General features: G+C 63.2%; 16 protein-coding genes. 11 read left to right on the forward strand and 5 right to left on the reverse strand.

The annotated features are described in order from the left end of the window. The first annotated feature begins 210 nt into the window (after nt 1-210). The 3 genes from PSH86_RS13835 (at nt 211) to PSH86_RS13845 (ending at nt 2354) form a co-directional block, all read left to right on the forward strand. Nucleotides 211-597, forward strand: coding sequence for an EF-hand domain-containing protein (locus PSH86_RS13835; RefSeq protein WP_305490263.1), 387 nt, complete (start codon nt 211-213; stop codon nt 595-597). A 169-nt stretch (nt 598-766) separates the two neighbouring features. Further along, a complete protein-coding gene (locus tag PSH86_RS13840) occupies nt 767-1612 on the forward strand; it encodes a DUF692 domain-containing protein (RefSeq protein ID WP_305490264.1) in 846 nt (281 codons plus the stop codon). Beyond that, nucleotides 1605-2354: a DUF2063 domain-containing protein gene (locus PSH86_RS13845; RefSeq protein ID WP_305490265.1), complete on the forward strand. Its 750-nt coding sequence runs from the start codon at nt 1605-1607 to the stop codon at nt 2352-2354. The genes PSH86_RS13840 and PSH86_RS13845 overlap by 8 nt, the downstream gene beginning before the upstream one ends. Before the next feature lie 118 nt (nt 2355-2472). Here the strand turns inward: PSH86_RS13845 and PSH86_RS13850 are convergent, their stop codons facing one another. From PSH86_RS13850 to PSH86_RS13865, 4 genes are all read right to left on the reverse strand, one after another. Continuing rightward, a complete protein-coding gene (locus PSH86_RS13850) occupies nt 2473-2970 on the reverse strand; it encodes a DoxX family protein (RefSeq protein WP_134924047.1) in 498 nt (165 codons plus the stop codon). A 16-nt stretch (nt 2971-2986) separates the two neighbouring features. Beyond that, the gene (locus PSH86_RS13855; RefSeq protein ID WP_305490266.1) at nt 2987-3622 is read right to left on the reverse strand and encodes a ferric reductase-like transmembrane domain-containing protein; all 636 of its coding nucleotides are present in this window, start codon (nt 3620-3622) and stop codon (nt 2987-2989) included. 278 nt (nt 3623-3900) lie between these two features. Continuing rightward, nucleotides 3901-5211, reverse strand: a complete 1311-nt coding sequence (locus PSH86_RS13860; protein WP_232199969.1) for an ATP-binding protein — start codon at nt 5209-5211, stop codon at nt 3901-3903. After that, nucleotides 5208-5948 (reverse strand): response regulator, encoded by a 741-nt coding sequence (locus PSH86_RS13865; RefSeq protein WP_003202589.1) that lies wholly within the window; start codon nt 5946-5948, stop codon nt 5208-5210. The genes PSH86_RS13860 and PSH86_RS13865 overlap by 4 nt, the downstream gene beginning before the upstream one ends. Before the next feature lie 226 nt (nt 5949-6174). Between PSH86_RS13865 and PSH86_RS13870 the strand changes: the two genes are divergently transcribed. From PSH86_RS13870 to PSH86_RS13880, 3 genes are all read left to right on the forward strand, one after another. Next, entirely contained in the window at nt 6175-6438 is a 264-nt protein-coding gene (locus PSH86_RS13870; protein ID WP_109756193.1) for a DUF2790 domain-containing protein, read from the forward strand. A 167-nt stretch (nt 6439-6605) separates the two neighbouring features. Next, nucleotides 6606-7814 carry a cytochrome c biogenesis protein DipZ gene (locus PSH86_RS13875; RefSeq protein ID WP_109756192.1) on the forward strand — a complete coding sequence of 403 codons (1209 nt, stop codon included), beginning with the start codon at nt 6606-6608 and terminating at the stop codon, nt 7812-7814. A gap of 478 nt (nt 7815-8292) precedes the next feature. After that, nucleotides 8293-8622: a hypothetical protein gene (locus PSH86_RS13880; protein ID WP_116832225.1), complete on the forward strand. Its 330-nt coding sequence runs from the start codon at nt 8293-8295 to the stop codon at nt 8620-8622. 4 nt (nt 8623-8626) lie between these two features. Here PSH86_RS13880 and PSH86_RS13885 read toward each other — a convergent pair whose 3' ends face one another. Further along, on the reverse strand, nt 8627-10492 hold the full coding sequence (locus PSH86_RS13885) for a sigma-54-dependent Fis family transcriptional regulator (RefSeq protein ID WP_305490267.1): 1866 nt from the start codon (nt 10490-10492) through the stop codon (nt 8627-8629). Nucleotides 10493-10849: 357 nt separating this feature from the next. Between PSH86_RS13885 and PSH86_RS13890 the strand changes: the two genes are divergently transcribed. The 5 genes from PSH86_RS13890 (at nt 10850) to PSH86_RS13910 (ending at nt 16216) form a co-directional block, all read left to right on the forward strand. Beyond that, on the forward strand, nt 10850-11923 hold the full coding sequence (locus PSH86_RS13890) for an ATP-NAD kinase family protein (RefSeq protein WP_109756190.1): 1074 nt from the start codon (nt 10850-10852) through the stop codon (nt 11921-11923). A gap of 2 nt (nt 11924-11925) precedes the next feature. Then, nucleotides 11926-12903 carry a thiamine pyrophosphate-dependent dehydrogenase E1 component subunit alpha gene (locus PSH86_RS13895; protein ID WP_109756189.1) on the forward strand — a complete coding sequence of 326 codons (978 nt, stop codon included), beginning with the start codon at nt 11926-11928 and terminating at the stop codon, nt 12901-12903. 35 nt (nt 12904-12938) lie between these two features. After that, nucleotides 12939-13955, forward strand: a complete 1017-nt coding sequence (locus PSH86_RS13900) for an alpha-ketoacid dehydrogenase subunit beta (RefSeq protein WP_109756188.1) — start codon at nt 12939-12941, stop codon at nt 13953-13955. Next, the gene (locus PSH86_RS13905) at nt 13955-15067 is read left to right on the forward strand and encodes an acetoin dehydrogenase dihydrolipoyllysine-residue acetyltransferase subunit (protein WP_305490268.1); all 1113 of its coding nucleotides are present in this window, start codon (nt 13955-13957) and stop codon (nt 15065-15067) included. Before PSH86_RS13900 ends, PSH86_RS13905 begins: the two co-directional genes overlap by 1 nt. A gap of 84 nt (nt 15068-15151) precedes the next feature. Next, nucleotides 15152-16216: a 2,3-butanediol dehydrogenase gene (locus PSH86_RS13910; protein ID WP_232200268.1), complete on the forward strand. Its 1065-nt coding sequence runs from the start codon at nt 15152-15154 to the stop codon at nt 16214-16216. Nucleotides 16217-16269: the final 53 nt, after the last annotated feature.

Genomic DNA, 16269 nt, shown 5'->3' on the forward strand with positions numbered 1-16269 from the left:
TTCCAAGGTTTCGATTTTTTCATTGCCAGGGACCTGAGGCTGGCCGGGCGTGTATCGCAGTGTGTACCGCGCGGGCCCGGATACATCGGCTTGAGGAAGACCCGGAGCGGCGACACAGGCCGGATACACATCGGCGATTAACTACGCCAGCCAGCTGGCACCGAGCCTCGGTGCGGGTGACTGGCGTATTGATCGTTCGAGGACTACCCCATGCTCAACTTCTCCCGAAATTCGTCCCTTGCACTCGGCCTGGCCCTGGTCGGCGGCCTTGGTCTTTCCACGGCGGCTTCGGCCTTGACCATGAACGACCTGGCCCAGGGCTACACCCTGGCGGCAGCCGATACCGTGAAGAAACCCGCCGAAGGCAAGTGTGGCGAGGACAAGTTCGCCAAGACCGATACCAACCACGATGGCAAGGTCTGGCGCGACGAGTTCATCGCCGCGGCACCGGAGCGCGCCGCTGAATTCGACAAGATCGACGCCAACCATGACGGCGGTATCTCGTTGCCGGAAGCCAAGCAATACCTGTCGGCCCAGGCGAAGACTGCGGAAGGCAAATGCGGCGAAGGCAAGTGTGGGGCGGCTATCGAGTCCTGATTCGCCCGGTGGTGAGCCTGATGAGCTGATGCCAGCCCACTGATGCGGCATCGGACAAAGGACCCGTGGCGAGGGAGCTTGCTCCCTCGCCACGGGTGTTCGGTTTCCATCGAGTGGTGGGGGATCGCTCCATGAGGCTCTCCACATCTCGTTTCCCAGGAGATGTGTCATGTTGAATTTACCTCAACCCTCTGCAGGCCTCGGCCTGCGCCGGGCCTTGCTCGCTGAACTGCGCCAGGCGCCGGCCGGGGATTTCGACTTTCTCGAAGTGGCCCCGGAAAACTGGATCGGAATCGGCGGCGCCCATGGCGCCGCCTTGCATTCGCTGGCCGAACGTTATCCGTTGACGTGCCATGGCCTGTCATTGTCCCTGGGTGGACCGGCACCGCTGGACTTGGCGTTTCTCGGCCAGGTGCGTGCTTTCCTCGAACGTTTCAACGTGCCGTTGTACAGCGAGCACTTGAGCTACTGCGGCGATGAAGGGCATTTGTACGACCTGCTGCCGCTGCCTTTTACCGAGGAAGCGGTGCATCACGTGGCGGCGCGGATCCGTCAGGCCCAGGATGTACTGGAGCGGCGCCTGGCGGTGGAAAACGTCTCCTATTACGCCGCCCCCCAACACGACATGAGCGAGCTGGAATTCACCCGGGCGGTGTTGCGCGAAGCCGATTGCGACCTGTTGCTGGACGTCAACAACGTCTATGTCAACTCGATCAATCACGGTTTCGATCCCCAGGCGTTCCTGCAGGGCCTTGAACCGGGGCGCGTGGTGGCGATGCATGTGGCCGGGCACTACGACGAGTCCGACACATTGAAGATCGACAGCCATGGCGCGCCGGTCAAACCGGTGGTCTGGGCACTGCTGGAGCAGGCCTATGCCCGTTTCGGCGCGCAGCCGACCTTGCTTGAACGGGATTTCAACTTCTCGCCCTATGCCGCGCTGGTGGCTGAGTTGCAGACGATTCGCCAGTTGCAACACCAGGCCGTCACCCGGCAAGCGGTGACCCATGACTGAAGTCCGGCAGACGCTACACCAACAGCAACAGGCGTTGACCCGTTACCTGCGCGATCCTGAACAGTGCCCGGCTCCGGCCGGCATGGATGTGGCGCGGGCGCAGGTGTACCGCGACCTGATCTTCGAAAACATGCGCTCGCTGCTCAGTGGCACTTTCCCGGTACTGGTGAGCGTGCAGGGGCAGGACAAGTGGCGTGCCTGCGTGCGGCGTTTCTTGCGCGAGCACCGCTGCGTCACGCCCAGGTTCGGTGAAATCGCCCAGGAGTTCGTGGGCTACCTCGCGGCCCACCCGTCGCCGGACTGGCCGTCGTTCGTGGCGGAGCTGGCGCACTATGAGTGGGTCGAGATGGTGCTGTTGCAAGCCGAGGCCGAGCCGCTGTCGAGCCATGACGAGGCCTCCTTGCTCGACTCACCGCTGCGTGTCTCGCCCCTGGCCTGGCCGCTGGCGTACCAGTGGCCTGTGCATCGCCTGGCGCCGAACTACCAGCCCTCGACGCCACCGGCCGAGCCGACGCTGTTGCTGGTGCGGCGCACGCCTGGGTTTGAGGTGCGCTTTTCCGAACTCAGCCTGTTGGCCTGGCGGCTTCTGCAGCGCATCGAGGAGTATCCCGGGTTGGCGGGGCGAGAGCAGTTGCGGGCGTTGGCGCAGGAGGCGGGGGTGAGTGGATTCGATTTCATGGACAACGCCGTGGCGCTGTTGCGGCGGATGCAGGAAGAAGGGGTTGTCGGGGCAAAACCGTAATAATCGAAATCCTTGTGGGAGCGAGCCTGCTCGCGATGGCGGTGGATCAGCAATGTTGCATTGACTGGAACTCCGCTATCGCGAGCAGGCTCGCTCCCACAGTGATGGGCATGATGTCTTATCTGCGGCGCAGCCCAGTCATGAGCACAGCATCCACACTCAACTTCCCAGCCCCCTGCAACACCAACGGTAACAACGCCACCAGGTAGATCAACGGCAGCTTGAAGTTGCCATGGCCTTTATTGGTGATCGCATAGCCCTGGGCCAGTTCGCTCAAGCTCGACCAGTCCGCCGGCCAATGCACGGCAGCAGTCGCCACCACGGTGACGATGATCAACACCAGCGCCGACAGGCGCGTGCCCAGGCCGATCAACAGGGCGATGGCACAGACCAGTTCGGCCCACATCGACAGTTCCCAGTTCCAATGGGCCGGTACATGGTTGAAGGGGAAAGGGAAGGCGGACTGGATTTCGGCGAACCAGTTCGTGCCGTTCCATTTCTCCAGGCCGGACTCGAAGAACTCCCAGGCCAGGAACAAGCGCAGGCCCAGCGGCGCGAGCCATGCTCCGGCGTGATCGAGCTGGATGGGCAGGGTTTTCAGGCTTCTTGCAGACATGATGATCTCCCAGGGCTCAGGCCGCACGTTGCGGGGTGTGGAGGCGCTTGTTGGCCTGGGCCAGCTTGCCCACCAGGCGGATGGCGGTGGCGGCGCAGATCAGGCCGAAGGGCAGCACATACCAGGCGCTCATGGGGATGCGTTTGAAATTGGAATAGGCAAAGATCGCCGCCAGCACCCACATACCGGTGACATGCAGGCGTTTCCAGGCCTTGAAACCGATCAGGCGCGTGGTGCTTTTGAATGAGGTCAGGGCCAGCAACAGGATGAACACGTAGCCCACGGTGCCGGGCACGTTGCCGAGGGTGGTGCGGCCGGGCCAGAACTCGGTGTTGAGCTGGCCGTAGCTGTAGATCAGCACGGCATGGACTAGATGAGAGAAGGCAAAGGCCAGCCCGATGAAGCGTCGTTCACGCACCAGCGACCGGCTCAGGGGCGCGGGAACCAGTACCGCGAAGGCCGAGGCGGTGAAGGCCAGCAGGAACAAGGCGAAGGACGAGCGAGCCGTGGCGCGGATGGCACTGCGCACGCCTTCGGTCAGGTCCGGATTGAGGACCAGGATCAACCCGGTCATCAGCAGCACCAGGGCGGCGAGCAGGCTGAACAGCGACCAACCTTGGTAACGAAAGGGGGATGCAGTTGCGGTAGACATGTAAAAGGCTCCTTGGATGTCGAGGCCCGGTCGTGATAGTCGCCGGGGATACGAGGGAGTCTTTCAAGCCGGTGTAAGTGGGGTGTGTCCGCAATGCAGGACTGTGCAAGTTTGTGTATGCCGATTAGCCGCAGACACACTGGCATACAAACCCGCATCCAATTAAATACCCAACCCCTGTGGGAGCGAGCCTGCTCGCGATGGCGCCAGGTCAGTTGAATGAGTGCAGGCTGACACACCGCTATCGCGAGCAAGCTGAACTCCCACAAGAGGCTGTGTCAGCTTGCGAATGCCAGGCGCAACTCGGCGCACAGGCCGCCGCCGTCGCGGTTGCTCAGGGTCAGTGAGCCGCCCATGGCGATCGCCAATTGCTGGGCGATGGCCAAGCCCAGGCCGGTGCCGCCGGTTTCCCGGTTGCGCGAGCTCTCCACCCGGTAGAACGGCTTGAGCACCTCGGCCAGCTCCTGCTCGCTGATGCCGGGGCCATGGTCCAGCACCTGGATCGCCAGTTGCCCGTTGTCGGTCTGTTGCACCTGGATCTGCGCTGCGCCGCCGAATTTCAAGGCGTTGTCCACCAGGTTGACCAGCACCCGGCGCAAGGCATGGGGGCGGGTGTCGATCACGGCGGCGTTTTTCCCGGACAGTTGCACGTCCTTGCCGGTGTCCTGGTAGTCGAACACCAGGCTGTCGAGAAATGCATCCAGGCTGATCCGGCAACTGGCCTCGGTGGCGCCGTGAATGCTACGGGCATAGGCCACGCCTTCACGCACCAGGTGTTCCATTTCGCTCAAATCGCTCCACAATTTGTCCCGTTCGATCCCTTCGTCCATGAATTCGGCGCGCAATTTCATGCGCGTGATGGGCGTCTGCAAGTCATGGGAAATCGCTGCCAGCAACTGCATGCGCTCCTTGAGGTAGGCGGCGATGCGGTCCTGCATGGCATTGAACGCCTTGGCCGCATGTACCACTTCGGTCGGGCCTTTTTCGTCCAGGCGCACGCTATGGGCGTTCGGGTCGAGGGTTTCCACCGCCTGGGCCAGCCGGGTCAGGGGACCGACGGCGATGCGCACGGCCAGCCAGGTGCAGCCGATCAGCAGCGCCAACTGCCCCAGCAACACCATCGGCAGCCAGGGAGAGAGGGGTGTCATCGCCGGGCGTACGTCGATGGTCAGCGGGCTGCCGTCCCTCAGGCGCAAGTGGGCTTGATAGTGCATGTTCGGCCCGGGAATCTGTTGGAAGGTCAGGCCATAGGCCTGGCCGATGGCTTCCTGGATCGAACTGACCGAGATCGGCGCGTCGGCCAGGTCCATCGGTTGGCCGGGCTGGCCTTCATCGAGCAGGTAGCCATAGTTGCGCCGGGCCAGTTTTGGCAGCCAGGCCGGGCGCTCGGCGGCAGGCAGGCGGTCGAGAATGGCGACGGAGGTCGAGACGTCGGTTTCCAGGTTGCCGAGCATGGTCGATCTGGCGCTCTGGTAGCGCTCGTAGTACTGGACGCCGAAGGACAGGCCCTGGGCCAGGATCAGGCCGATCAGGAAGATCAGCGACAGCCTGGAGGCGAGCGTCCGCGGCCAGCGCAGCGACAGGCTCATACCGATGCCTCGAGGATCTCCACCGGCAGCGAGAACACGTAGCCTTCGCTGCGCACGGTCTTGATGTAGGCCGGCTCCCGGGCATCGTCCAACAGACGCTGGCGCAGGCGGCTGACCAGCAGGTCGATGGAACGATCGAACAGGTCGGCGTCCCGGCCCTGGGTCAGGTTAAGCAATTGGTCGCGGTTGAGCACCCGTTGCGGATGGTCGAGAAACACCCGCAGTAAACGATACTCGGCACCACTCAAGGCCACCATGGTGCCGTCAGTGTCCAGCAGGTGGCGGGCGGTGGTGTCCAGGCGCCAGCGCCCGAACGCCAGCAGGCGACCGCTTTCGGTGACCACCAGGTTGGGCGGCAGCATGCGGGTGCGGCGCAGCACGGCATTGATGCGCGCCAGCAGCTCGCGGGCGGCGAAGGGCTTGACCAGGTAATCGTCGGCGCCCATCTCCAGGCCGATGATGCGGTCGGTCTCGTCGTTGCGGGCGGTGAGCATCAGCACCGGCGTGGCCTTGTGCTTGCCGGCACGCAGTTCCCGACACAGCACCAGGCCATCATCGCCGGGCATCATGATGTCCAGCACGATCAGGTCCACCGGGGTGGTTTCCAGGAAGGCGCGCATCTGCCGGCCATCGGCAACCACGGTGGTGCGCAGGCCGTTCTTTTTCAGGTAATTGCCAACCAGCTCTCTGATCTCGCGATCGTCATCCACTATCAACACGTGATCGACATGATCCATGGTGTTCAGCCCCCTCGGCGTTTCGTTGTGATCAGTCTACAGACGCCGGCCGGCCCGGCTCGCGGCGGTTTGTATTGCAGTGTATCTGGCGCACGGTGGATACACAGCGATGCAAAAAGCCCCTCGGCTCGATACAGGCGTGATACCTGCGCGGCATTCAATGGCACCCATCGAGGCGACACAACAGGCCTCGGCAGATAAACACCCATTGAATCGAGGAATCGCCATGAACACCAAAGCCATCTACGCCGCCTGCCTCTTCGCTGCACTGAATATTTGTACGCTGTCGGCCCGGGCCGAAAGCAACGTGCCGGCGCAAACCTACACCTACGGCACCCACCTGGACATCCAGAAAGTGCTCTCCCTTAGCGAAGACGCCCAGCCGACCTGCGGTGTGGTCAACGCCCACATGACCTATCTGGACTCCACGGGCCACAAGCAAGCGCTGAACTATCGCAAGCTTTCCGATAACTGCAGCAACCAGAACTGACCTGTTTTTGTGGCGAGGGAGCTTGCTCCCGCTGGGGCGCGAAGCGGCCCCCTGTATGGGTCTGACACACCGTGTTGTCAGTCACTTTCGGGGCCGCTTCGCAGCCCAGCGGGAGCAAGCTCCCTCGCCACAGGGTTTGCGTCGGCCTTTTATAGTGAGGTATTGCCATGCTTCTGATCGCTTTTCTCGGCGGGATCCTGACGATCCTCAGCCCCTGTATTCTTCCGGTGGTGCCGTTTCTGTTCGCCCGGGCCGATCGCTCTCGCGGCTCGGTGCTGCTGACCCTCGGCGGCATGGTGCTGACGTTTGCCCTGGTCTCCAGCCTGGCGGTGGTCAGCAGCGAGTGGGTGGTGCGCGCCAGCAGCGTCGGCCGGCAAGTCGCCTTGGCGGTGATGGTGGTGTTCGCCTTGTCGCTGATCTTCAGCCGGGTCGGAACCTGGCTGGCGCGGCCGCTGGTCAGCTTGGGCAATCGCCTGGACGCCGGTGCCGGGCGCATGGCCGGACCCGTGGCGTCAGTGCTGATCGGGGTGGCCACCGGGCTGCTCTGGGCTCCGTGCGCCGGACCGATACTCGGAGTGATCCTGACCGGGGCCATGTTGCAAGGCGCCAGCACACAAACCAGCCTGCTGTTGCTCGCCTACGGCCTGGGCAGTGCCTTGTCCCTGGGGACGTTGATCCTGGCAGGGCGGGGACTGGTCGGTCGCCTGAAACTCTCGCTGCCGATCACCACCTGGCTGCGCCGGGGAACGGGAGTGGTGGTGTTGCTGGCGGCCGTGGCGATTGGCACCGGGACGGATGACCGGTTGTTGGCGGCGACTTCATCTCAACAGTCGACCACCTTGGAAAAAAGCTTGCTGGAAAACGTGCCCAAGGCCATCGACTATGTGGTGAGCAAGGCCGGGGCGAGTTCCATGCCGACCCTCGAATCCCAGGGCACCATGCCCGCGTTGGACGGTGCGGTGCAGTGGTTGAACTCGCCGCCATTGAGCAGCGAGTCACTGCGGGGCAAGGTGGTGCTGGTGGATTTCTGGACCTATGACTGCATCAACTGCCAGCACACCTTGCCCTATGTGAACGGTTGGGCGAAGAAGTATGAAAAGGACGGGCTGGTGGTGATCGGCGTCCATACCCCGGAATACGGCTACGAGAAGATCATCGACAACGTGCGCGAGCAGGTGCGCAAGCTGGACATCCACTACCCGGTGGCGATCGACAATCAGTATGCGATCTGGCGTGCCTTCAACAACCAGTATTGGCCAGCCCATTACTTCATCGATGCCAAGGGGCAGGTGCGCTACAGCCACTTTGGCGAGGGACGTTATGACGAGCAGGAGCAGGTGATCCAGCAACTGCTGCAGGAAGCGAAGGCGGGCTGATGAACCGTGGCGAGGGAGGTTGTCCGCTGCTTATCTGACATATCGAGTTGTCAGTGCTTTCTTGGGGGCTGCTTCGCAGCCCAGCGGGAGCAAGCTCCCTCGCCACAGGATAGGTATTTTTCATTAAAATTGTTTTATTTCAACTGGTTAGTAATTTGCTCTCTACCATTTTCTAGATTTTCGCGTCACTAGGGTAGGTAGTTGGAATTCAAGTTAAATTTGTTTATTTTCAATAAGTTAATCTAATAACCTCTACCTGTTTGTAGGATGGCTATCGCCTGGGCAGCCATTGCAGTGGATGAAGGCAAGCCAATACCCGTGGCGAGGGAGCTTGCTCCCGCTGGGCTGCGAAGCGGCCCCAGGAACGCAACGCCAACGCGGCGTGCCAGGCAGATAGGGGGCCTGTTCAAATGCTGGCCCCTTGCTCATTTGTATACGGTCAAACTTCTTTCCTTTCAGAAAGTTGGGCGACAAACCTATGCGTATTTCTATGTGGGTCGTAACGACGTTTCTCCTGGCCGCCGTCTCGCTTGAGGCCCAGGCCAGGGCGCTGACGCAGAACCAGCAATCGGTGTGCCGCTGGGGTTCGGACATTGCGGCGGGCGCGCAGGCGTCGAAGCTGTCTGGCGTCAGCCTGTACGGCGCGCGGAAGAAGCTGCAAGTGCGCAAGTTTCCCCGGCCCTGGATGCGCATGACGGCCCTGGGCATTACCGAACAGACCTACAACAGCGCGTCGCGTCTCAAACCCGCGGCGGTCAAGCAGACCTACTACGAACAATGTGTCCGGCATGAGCTGGCGCGCCGGTAGGCCCTCAGGCCGGGCTGCGGCCAGGCATTTCGATGCCGTGCTGGTGCACCCGTCGATACAGGGTCGCCCGGGAAATGCCCAGGGCCCGGGCGGCGGCGGTGGGTTTCCAGCGATGACGCACCAACGCATCGAGCAAAGCCTGGCGTTCCGGGCTGACACTTGGCTCCGCCCCATGATCGGTGGCGTCAGCGCTGTGCATTGATTCGGGCAGGTGGCTGAGTTGGATCACGCTGGCTTCGCACACCGCGCAGGCATAGCGCAGCACATGGCGCAACTGGCGGACATTGCCCGGCCAGTGGTAACCGAGCAGACATTCCAGGGCTGCGCCGCTCAATTGCACCGTTTCTCCGCACAGCGCTGACTCCTCGACAAGAATCCGATTGATCAGCGCCAACCGATCGCTGCGCTCGCGCAACGGTGGCAGTTGGAAGCGTGCGCCGCCCAGGCGGAAATACAGGTCCTCGCGAAACTCGCCGGCGGCCACCAGTGTTTCCAGGTCGCGGTGGGTGGCGCAGATCACCTGGATGTCCACGGCTTTACGGCGCGATGCCCCCAGCGGCGCCACTTCACCCTCGGCCAGTACCCGCAGCAGGCGGGTCTGCAAGGCCAGCGGCATGTCGCCGATTTCGTCCAGGAACAAGGTGCCGCCATCGGCCTGTTGCAACAGGCCCTGCATGCCTTTGGCCGAGGCGCCGGTGAAAGCGCCGGCGACGTAGCCGAACAATTCGCTCTCGATCAGGCTTTCGGGAATGGCGGCGCAGTTCAACGCCACGAATGGACGATCACGACGCTGGCTGGCCTGGTGCAACTGGCGGGCGAAGACTTCCTTGCCGGAACCGGTTTCGCCCTGGATCAGCACCGGCAGGTTGCGATCCTTGACCCGCACCGCCAGGCGCAGGCTGTCGGCCAGGCGCGGGTCGATCTCGGACGGGTTCAGCGCGACCCGCGGACGCACACTGGCCCGATGGCGTGGTGCGCTCAAGCGGCCATGCATGGCGTGGTCGAGCGGGCAGAGGCTTTCGTCCCGGGCACGGTGCAGCAGTTGCTGGTCGAACACCTGGCCGATGTGTTGCGGCAACTGCCCGTAATGTTGCAGCAGGTACTGGCGGGCGGCGGGGTTCAGGGCTTGCAGGCAGCCGTCGTCGTCCCAGGCGAACAGGAAGTCCGGCTGGCTGTCGACGTAGCCGGGGTTGCGATGGGCCCGCAGCACCCAGTAGCCCTGGGCGCTGCTCATGAAAAACGCCTGTTCGATCTCTCGGGCGCTCTGTACCACCATTTGCCGTATCAGGTGCTGCGAGCGTCGATCGTCCGGCGAGCGCACCGCCGAGACGTCCAATACCCCGAGCAATTCACCCTGGGGGTCGAACACCGGCGCGGCGGAGCAGGTCAGGCCAATGAACGCCGCGCGGAAATGGTCGCGCTTGTGCACCGTCACCGGGGCCTTGGCCGTGAGCACCGCCGCCACGCCACAGGTGCCTTCTTCGCCCTCCGACCAACAGGTGCCCAGGTACAAGCCGGCCTTGCGGCAGTCGTTGCGGATCGTGGTTTCCACTCGATAGTCGATGGTCTGGCCCTGGGCATCGGTCAGTAGCACGCAGTAGTCGGCATCGCGCACTCGGCCATGCAGGCGGGCGACTTCTTCGCTGGCGATATTGAGGAACAGCTCGGAGCGTTCGCGGCATTGCTTGAGCACGTCCTGGGACAGGATGCGCGGACCCTGCAACGAACCGGGGTCCAGGTGATGTTGCTCCAGGGACCGGCGCCAGGAATCGAGGATCAGGTCCGGGACGGGCAGTTGTGGCAATTGGTTCGCGTTTTTCACCACGCGACTGACGCAATCCACGTGCGCCCGGGAGTGAGCGGAAAGCATAGGGGCCTCCGATTCAGCTTATTATCGTTGTGCGCACATTAAGCGCCGTTCGCCGGGGACAGACAAGCTCGACCGGTTGTTCGGCCCGTGTGAGACGCCACGTCTCAGGGTCTCGCCGAAGCCTCGTGCAACCTGACATGGAGCGTCTCACCAGAGCTCGCTCCGCTGCATTGAATAAACCGATGGGACCGCTCTGGTCCGGGCTTTTCGAAGACTTTTTTCGTTACTGGCACCGCCCTTGCTCTACCTCTGCAACCCGCTCGACGGGGCATCCAATAATAACAACGAGGTGCCTATGTTTTCCTGCCCAGGGTCTGGCTGCCCAGACCGTTCGCCTATCCCCGCCACGGTGGCGCCATGAGTCGCCGGCCACTGACCGTGGGCATCATCGCCAACCCCGCATCGGGCCGTGACGTGCGGCGCCTGACCGCCAACGCCGGGCTGTTTTCCAGTACCGACAAGGTCTCGGTGATCCAGCGCCTGCTGGCCGCGTTCGGCGCCACCGGCATCGAGCAGGTGCTGATGCCCACCGACATGATCGGCATGGCCGCCGCCGTACTGAAGAACAGTCACAGTCGTCAGGCCCGCAGCAGCCATTGGCCGGCCCTGGAGTTCCTCGACCTGACCCTGCGCCAGACCGTCGAAGACACTCGTCGGGCCGCGCGTCTGATGGCCGAACGCGAGGTGGCGCTGATCGCCGTGCTCGGCGGCGATGGCACCCACAAGGCGGTGGCCGCCGAAGTGGGAGACATCCCGTTGCTGACCCTGTCCACCGGCACCAACAACGCCTTTCCTGAATTGCGCGAGGCCACCAGTGCCGGACTGGCCGGCGGGTTGTACGCCAGCGGACGGATACCGACGCAGATCGGTCTGCGACGTAACAAGCGCCTGCTGGTCTGCGATGCCGGCCGTGGCTTGCGCGAAGTCGCCTTGGTGGACGTGGCCGTGTCGCCGCTGCGCTTTGTCGGCGCCCGGGCCATCAGCCGGGCACAGGACCTGGCCGAAGTGTTCGTGACCTTCGCCGAACCGCAATCCATCGGCCTGTCGGCGCTGTGCGGGTTGTGGTTCCCGGTGTCACGCCAGGCACCGGGTGGTGCCTGGATGCGCCTGGACCCGCAATCGCCCGAAGCGCTGTTGGTGCCACTGGCTCCCGGCCTGTTGCAAGGCTGTGGCGTGCTCGCCGCCGGCCCCTTGGAACCCGGCGTCGCCCACGGCCTGTCGCTCTCCAGCGGCACACTGGCCCTGGATGGCGAGCGGGAAATCGAATTCAACGTCCATGACCGGCCCACGGTCACCCTCGATGCCGGCGGCCCGCTGAGCATCGATGTCAATGCGGTACTGGCCTACGCCGCGCAACAGCGTTTGTTGGCCATTGGCCGTGAACACCCGCAACACCCTCTGAATCTTCAAGAAGACACCTCGGGAGAATAAAAATGTCGACACCGCTCACCCACGATCAATTGCTGCACGCCTACCAGGTGATGCGCACCATCCGCGCTTTCGAAGAGCGCTTGCACGTGGAGTTCGCCACCGGCGAGATTCCCGGTTTCGTCCACTTGTATGCCGGCGAAGAAGCGTCGGCCGCCGGCGTCATGGCCCACCTGGGCGATGACGATTGCATCGCGTCCAACCACCGTGGCCACGGCCATTGCATCGCCAAGGGCGTGGATGTCTACGGGATGATGGCCGAGATCTACGGCAAGAAAACCGGCGTCTGCCAAGGCAAGGGCGGCTCGATGCACATCGCCGATTTCGAGAAAGGCATGCTCGGTGCCAACGGCATCGTCGGTGCCGGCGCGCCTCTGGTGGTCGGCGCTGCCCTGGCGGCCCGGCTCAAGGGCACCGACAGCGTCGCTGTGGTGTTCTTCGGTGACGGCGGCTCCAACGAGGGCGCGGTGTTCGAAGCCATGAACATGGCCTCGGTGTGGAACCTGCCGTGCCTGTTCATCGCCGAGAACAACGGCTACGCCGAAGCCACCGCCTCCAATTGGTCGGTGGCCTGCGATCACATCGCCGACCGCGCCGCCGGGTTCGGCATGCCTGGGGTGACGGTGGATGGCTTTGACTTCTTCGCCGTCCACGAAGCCGCCGGGGCTGCTGTCGAACGCGCCCGTGCCGGGGAAGGGCCGTCGCTGATCGAGGTCAAGCTGACGCGCTACTACGGCCACTTCGAGGGCGACGCCCAGACTTACCGGGCCCCCGATGAGGTCAAGCATTTCCGCGAGAACCAGGACTGCCTGATGCAGTTCCGTGAGCGCACCACCCGGGCCGGGCTGCTGTCGGCCGAGCAGTTGGACCAGATCGATAAGGAAGTGGAGCAACTGATCGAAAACGCCGTGTACAAGGCCAAGTCCGATCCCAAGCCCACCGCGGCGGACCTGCTCACTGACGTCTACGTCTCCTATCCCTGAACGCCCTTTATAAAACAAGAATAGAGAATCCCATCATGGCGAGAAAAATCAGCTATCAGCAGGCAATCAACGAGGCCCTGGCCCAGGAAATGCGCCGCGACTCCAGCGTTTTCATCATGGGCGAGGACGTGGCTGGCGGTGCCGGCGCGCCTGGTGAAAACGACGCTTGGGGCGGTGTGCTTGGTGTCACCAAGGGCCTTTACGACCAGTTCCCCGGCCGCGTGCTCGACACGCCGCTGTCGGAAATCGGTTACGTCGGCGCGGCTGTGGGAGCCGCCACCTGCGGCGTGCGTCCGGTGTGCGAACTGATGTTCGTCGACTTCGCCGGGTGCTGCCTGGACCAGATCCTCAACCAGGCGGCGAAGTTTCGCTACATGTTCGGCGGCAAGGCCTCCACGCCCCTGGTGATCCGCACCATGGTCGGTGCCGGCCTGCGCGCCGCCGCCCAGCACTCGCAGATGCTCACGTCCTTGTGGACGCACATTCCGGGGCTGAAAGTGGTGTGCCCGTCATCGCCTTACGATGCCAAGGGCTTGCTGATCCAGGCGATCCGCGACAACGACCCGGTGATCTTCTGCGAGCACAAGTTGCTCTACAGCATGCAGGGCGAGGTGCCGGAAGAGCTCTACACCATTCCCTTCGGCGAGGCCAATTTCCTGCGCGACGGCAAGGACGTGACCCTGGTGTCGTACGGGCGCATGGTCAACACCGCCATGGACGCCGCGCGCAGCCTGGCTGGGCGTGGCATCGACTGTGAAGTCATCGACTTGCGCACCACCAGCCCGATGGACGAGGACAGCATCCTCGAAAGCGTCGAGAAGACCGGGCGCCTGGTCGTGATCGACGAGGCCAACCCACGCTGTTCCATGGCCACCGATGTTTCGGCCCTGGTGGCGCAAAAAGCCTTTGGCGCGCTCAAGGCCCCGATTGAGATGGTCACCGCACCGCATACCCCGGTGCCGTTCTCCGATTCGCTGGAAGACCTGTATATCCCCGACGCGGCGAAGATCGAGCAAGCCGTGCTCAACGTGATCGAGTGGAGCAAGCGCTGATGAGCCAGATTCATACCCTGACCATGCCCAAGTGGGGCCTGTCGATGACCGAGGGCCGGGTCGATGCCTGGCTCAAGGAGGAGGGCCAGGCCATCACCAAGGGTGATGAAGTGATGGACGTGGAAACCGACAAGATTTCCAGCAGTGTCGAAGCGCCGTTTTCCGGAATCCTGCGCCGGCAGATTGCCCGGCAGGACGAAACCCTGGCGGTCGGCGCCTTGCTCGGGATTGTCGTTGAGGGCGAAGCCAGTGACGCCGAGATCGATGCGGTTATCGAGCAGTTCCAATCAACTTTTGTCCCCGGTGACGTGGCCGATGAAGACAGCGGGCCGAAACCGCAGAAAGTCGAGTTGGACGGGCGGGTCATCCGTTATTTCGAGCGTGGCGAGGGCGGCACGCCGCTGTTGCTGGTGCATGGTTTCGGTGGCGACCTGAACGGTTGGTTATTCAACCATGAAGCACTGGCAGCCGGGCGTCGGGTCATTGCCCTGGACCTGCCGGGCCATGGCGAGTCCTCGAAAACCCTGCAACGCGGTGATCTGGACGAGCTGAGCGGCGTGGTGCTGGGCCTGCTCGATCACCTCGACATCAACGCTGTGCATCTGGTGGGGCATTCCATGGGTGGGGCGGTGTCGCTGAACGCCGCGCGCCTGATGCCCCAGCGAGTCCGCTCGCTGACCTTGATCGGCAGCGCCGGGCTGGGCGCGCAGATCAATGGCAGCTACCTGGAAGGTTTCGTCGAAGCCGCCAACCGCAACGCCCTCAAGCCGGCACTGGTGCAACTGTTCTCCAATGCCGAACTGGTCAACCGCCAGATGCTCGACGACATGCTCAAGTACAAGCGCCTGGAGGGGGTGGACGCTGCGCTGCGGCAACTGTCAGCGACGCTCTTCAAGGACGGTCACCAGCAGGTGGACCTGCGCGAGGTCGTGCAGGCCGGCCACGTACCGACGCTGGTGATCTGGGGCAGCGACGACGCAATCATCCCGGTGGCCCACAGCGAAGGGTTGAGTGCCCAGGTCGAAGTGCTTTCCGGCCAGGGCCACATGGTGCAAATGGAAGCAGCCGAGCAGGTCAACCGGCTGATCCTCGGGTTCATCGAACAGCGCTGATCAAGCGGGCGGCGAGGTGGTTCGTCGCCCCGACAAACTTCTGGAGGCAACGTCATGAACGTTTCAATCAAGCCTACCCGCAGCATGCGCGCCGCCGTCTGGCATGGCCGCAACGACATCCGCGTCGAAGACGTGCCACTGCCGGTTTCGCCGCCCGCCGGTTGGGTGCAGATCCGTGTGCAATGGTGCGGTATCTGCGGCTCCGACCTGCATGAATACGTGGCCGGGCCGGTGTTCATTCCGGTGGACGCGCCGCACCCGCTGACCGGGATCAAGGGCCAGTGCATCCTCGGTCATGAGTTCTGCGGCGAGATCGTCGAACTGGGGGCCGGCGTCGAAGGCTTCAGTGTCGGTGAGCCGGTGGCGGCTGATGCCTGCCAGCACTGCGGCACCTGCTATTACTGCACCCATGGGCTGTACAACATCTGCGAGAACCTGGCCTTCACCGGGCTGATGAACAACGGTGCATTTGCCGAACTGGTCAACGTACCGGCCAATTTGCTCTACAAGTTGCCTGCTGATTTTCCGGCCGAGGCCGGTGCGTTGATCGAGCCGTTGGCGGTGGGGATGCACGCGGTGAAGAAGGCCGGCAGCCTGTTGGGCCAGAACGTGGTCGTGGTTGGTGCCGGTACGATCGGCCTGTGCACCATCATGTGCGCCAAGGCCGCCGGCGCGGCCCAGGTGATCGCCCTGGAAATGTCCGGCGCGCGCAAAGCCAAGGCCCTGGAGGTCGGGGCCAGCCATGTGATCGATCCGAAGGAGTGCGACGCCCTGGCCGAAGTTCGTCGTCTGACCGGCGGCCTGGGGGCCGATGTCAGTTTCGAATGCATCGGCAACAAGCACACCGCGAAACTGGCCATCGACCTGATCCGCAAGGCTGGCAAATGTGTATTGGTGGGGATCTTCGAGGAGCCCAGCGAATTCAATTTCTTCGAGCTGGTGTCCACTGAGAAGCAGGTGCTCGGCGCGTTGGCCTACAACGGCGAGTTTGCCGATGTGATCGCTTTCATCGCCGATGGGCGCCTGGACATCTCGCCACTGGTGACCGGCCGCATCCAGCTGGAGCAGATTGTCGGCCAGGGCTTTGAGGAACTGGTCAACAACAAGGAGCACAACGTGAAAATCATCGTGTCTCCCGCACGGATCTGAGAGCGCCCGGGTGGGCGATTTGGCGATGGTCGGCAGCGGCCATCGCATTTTTT

This window comes from Pseudomonas sp. FP2300 (assembly GCF_030687595.1).
Taxonomy (GTDB): domain Bacteria; phylum Pseudomonadota; class Gammaproteobacteria; order Pseudomonadales; family Pseudomonadaceae; genus Aquipseudomonas; species Aquipseudomonas bijieensis.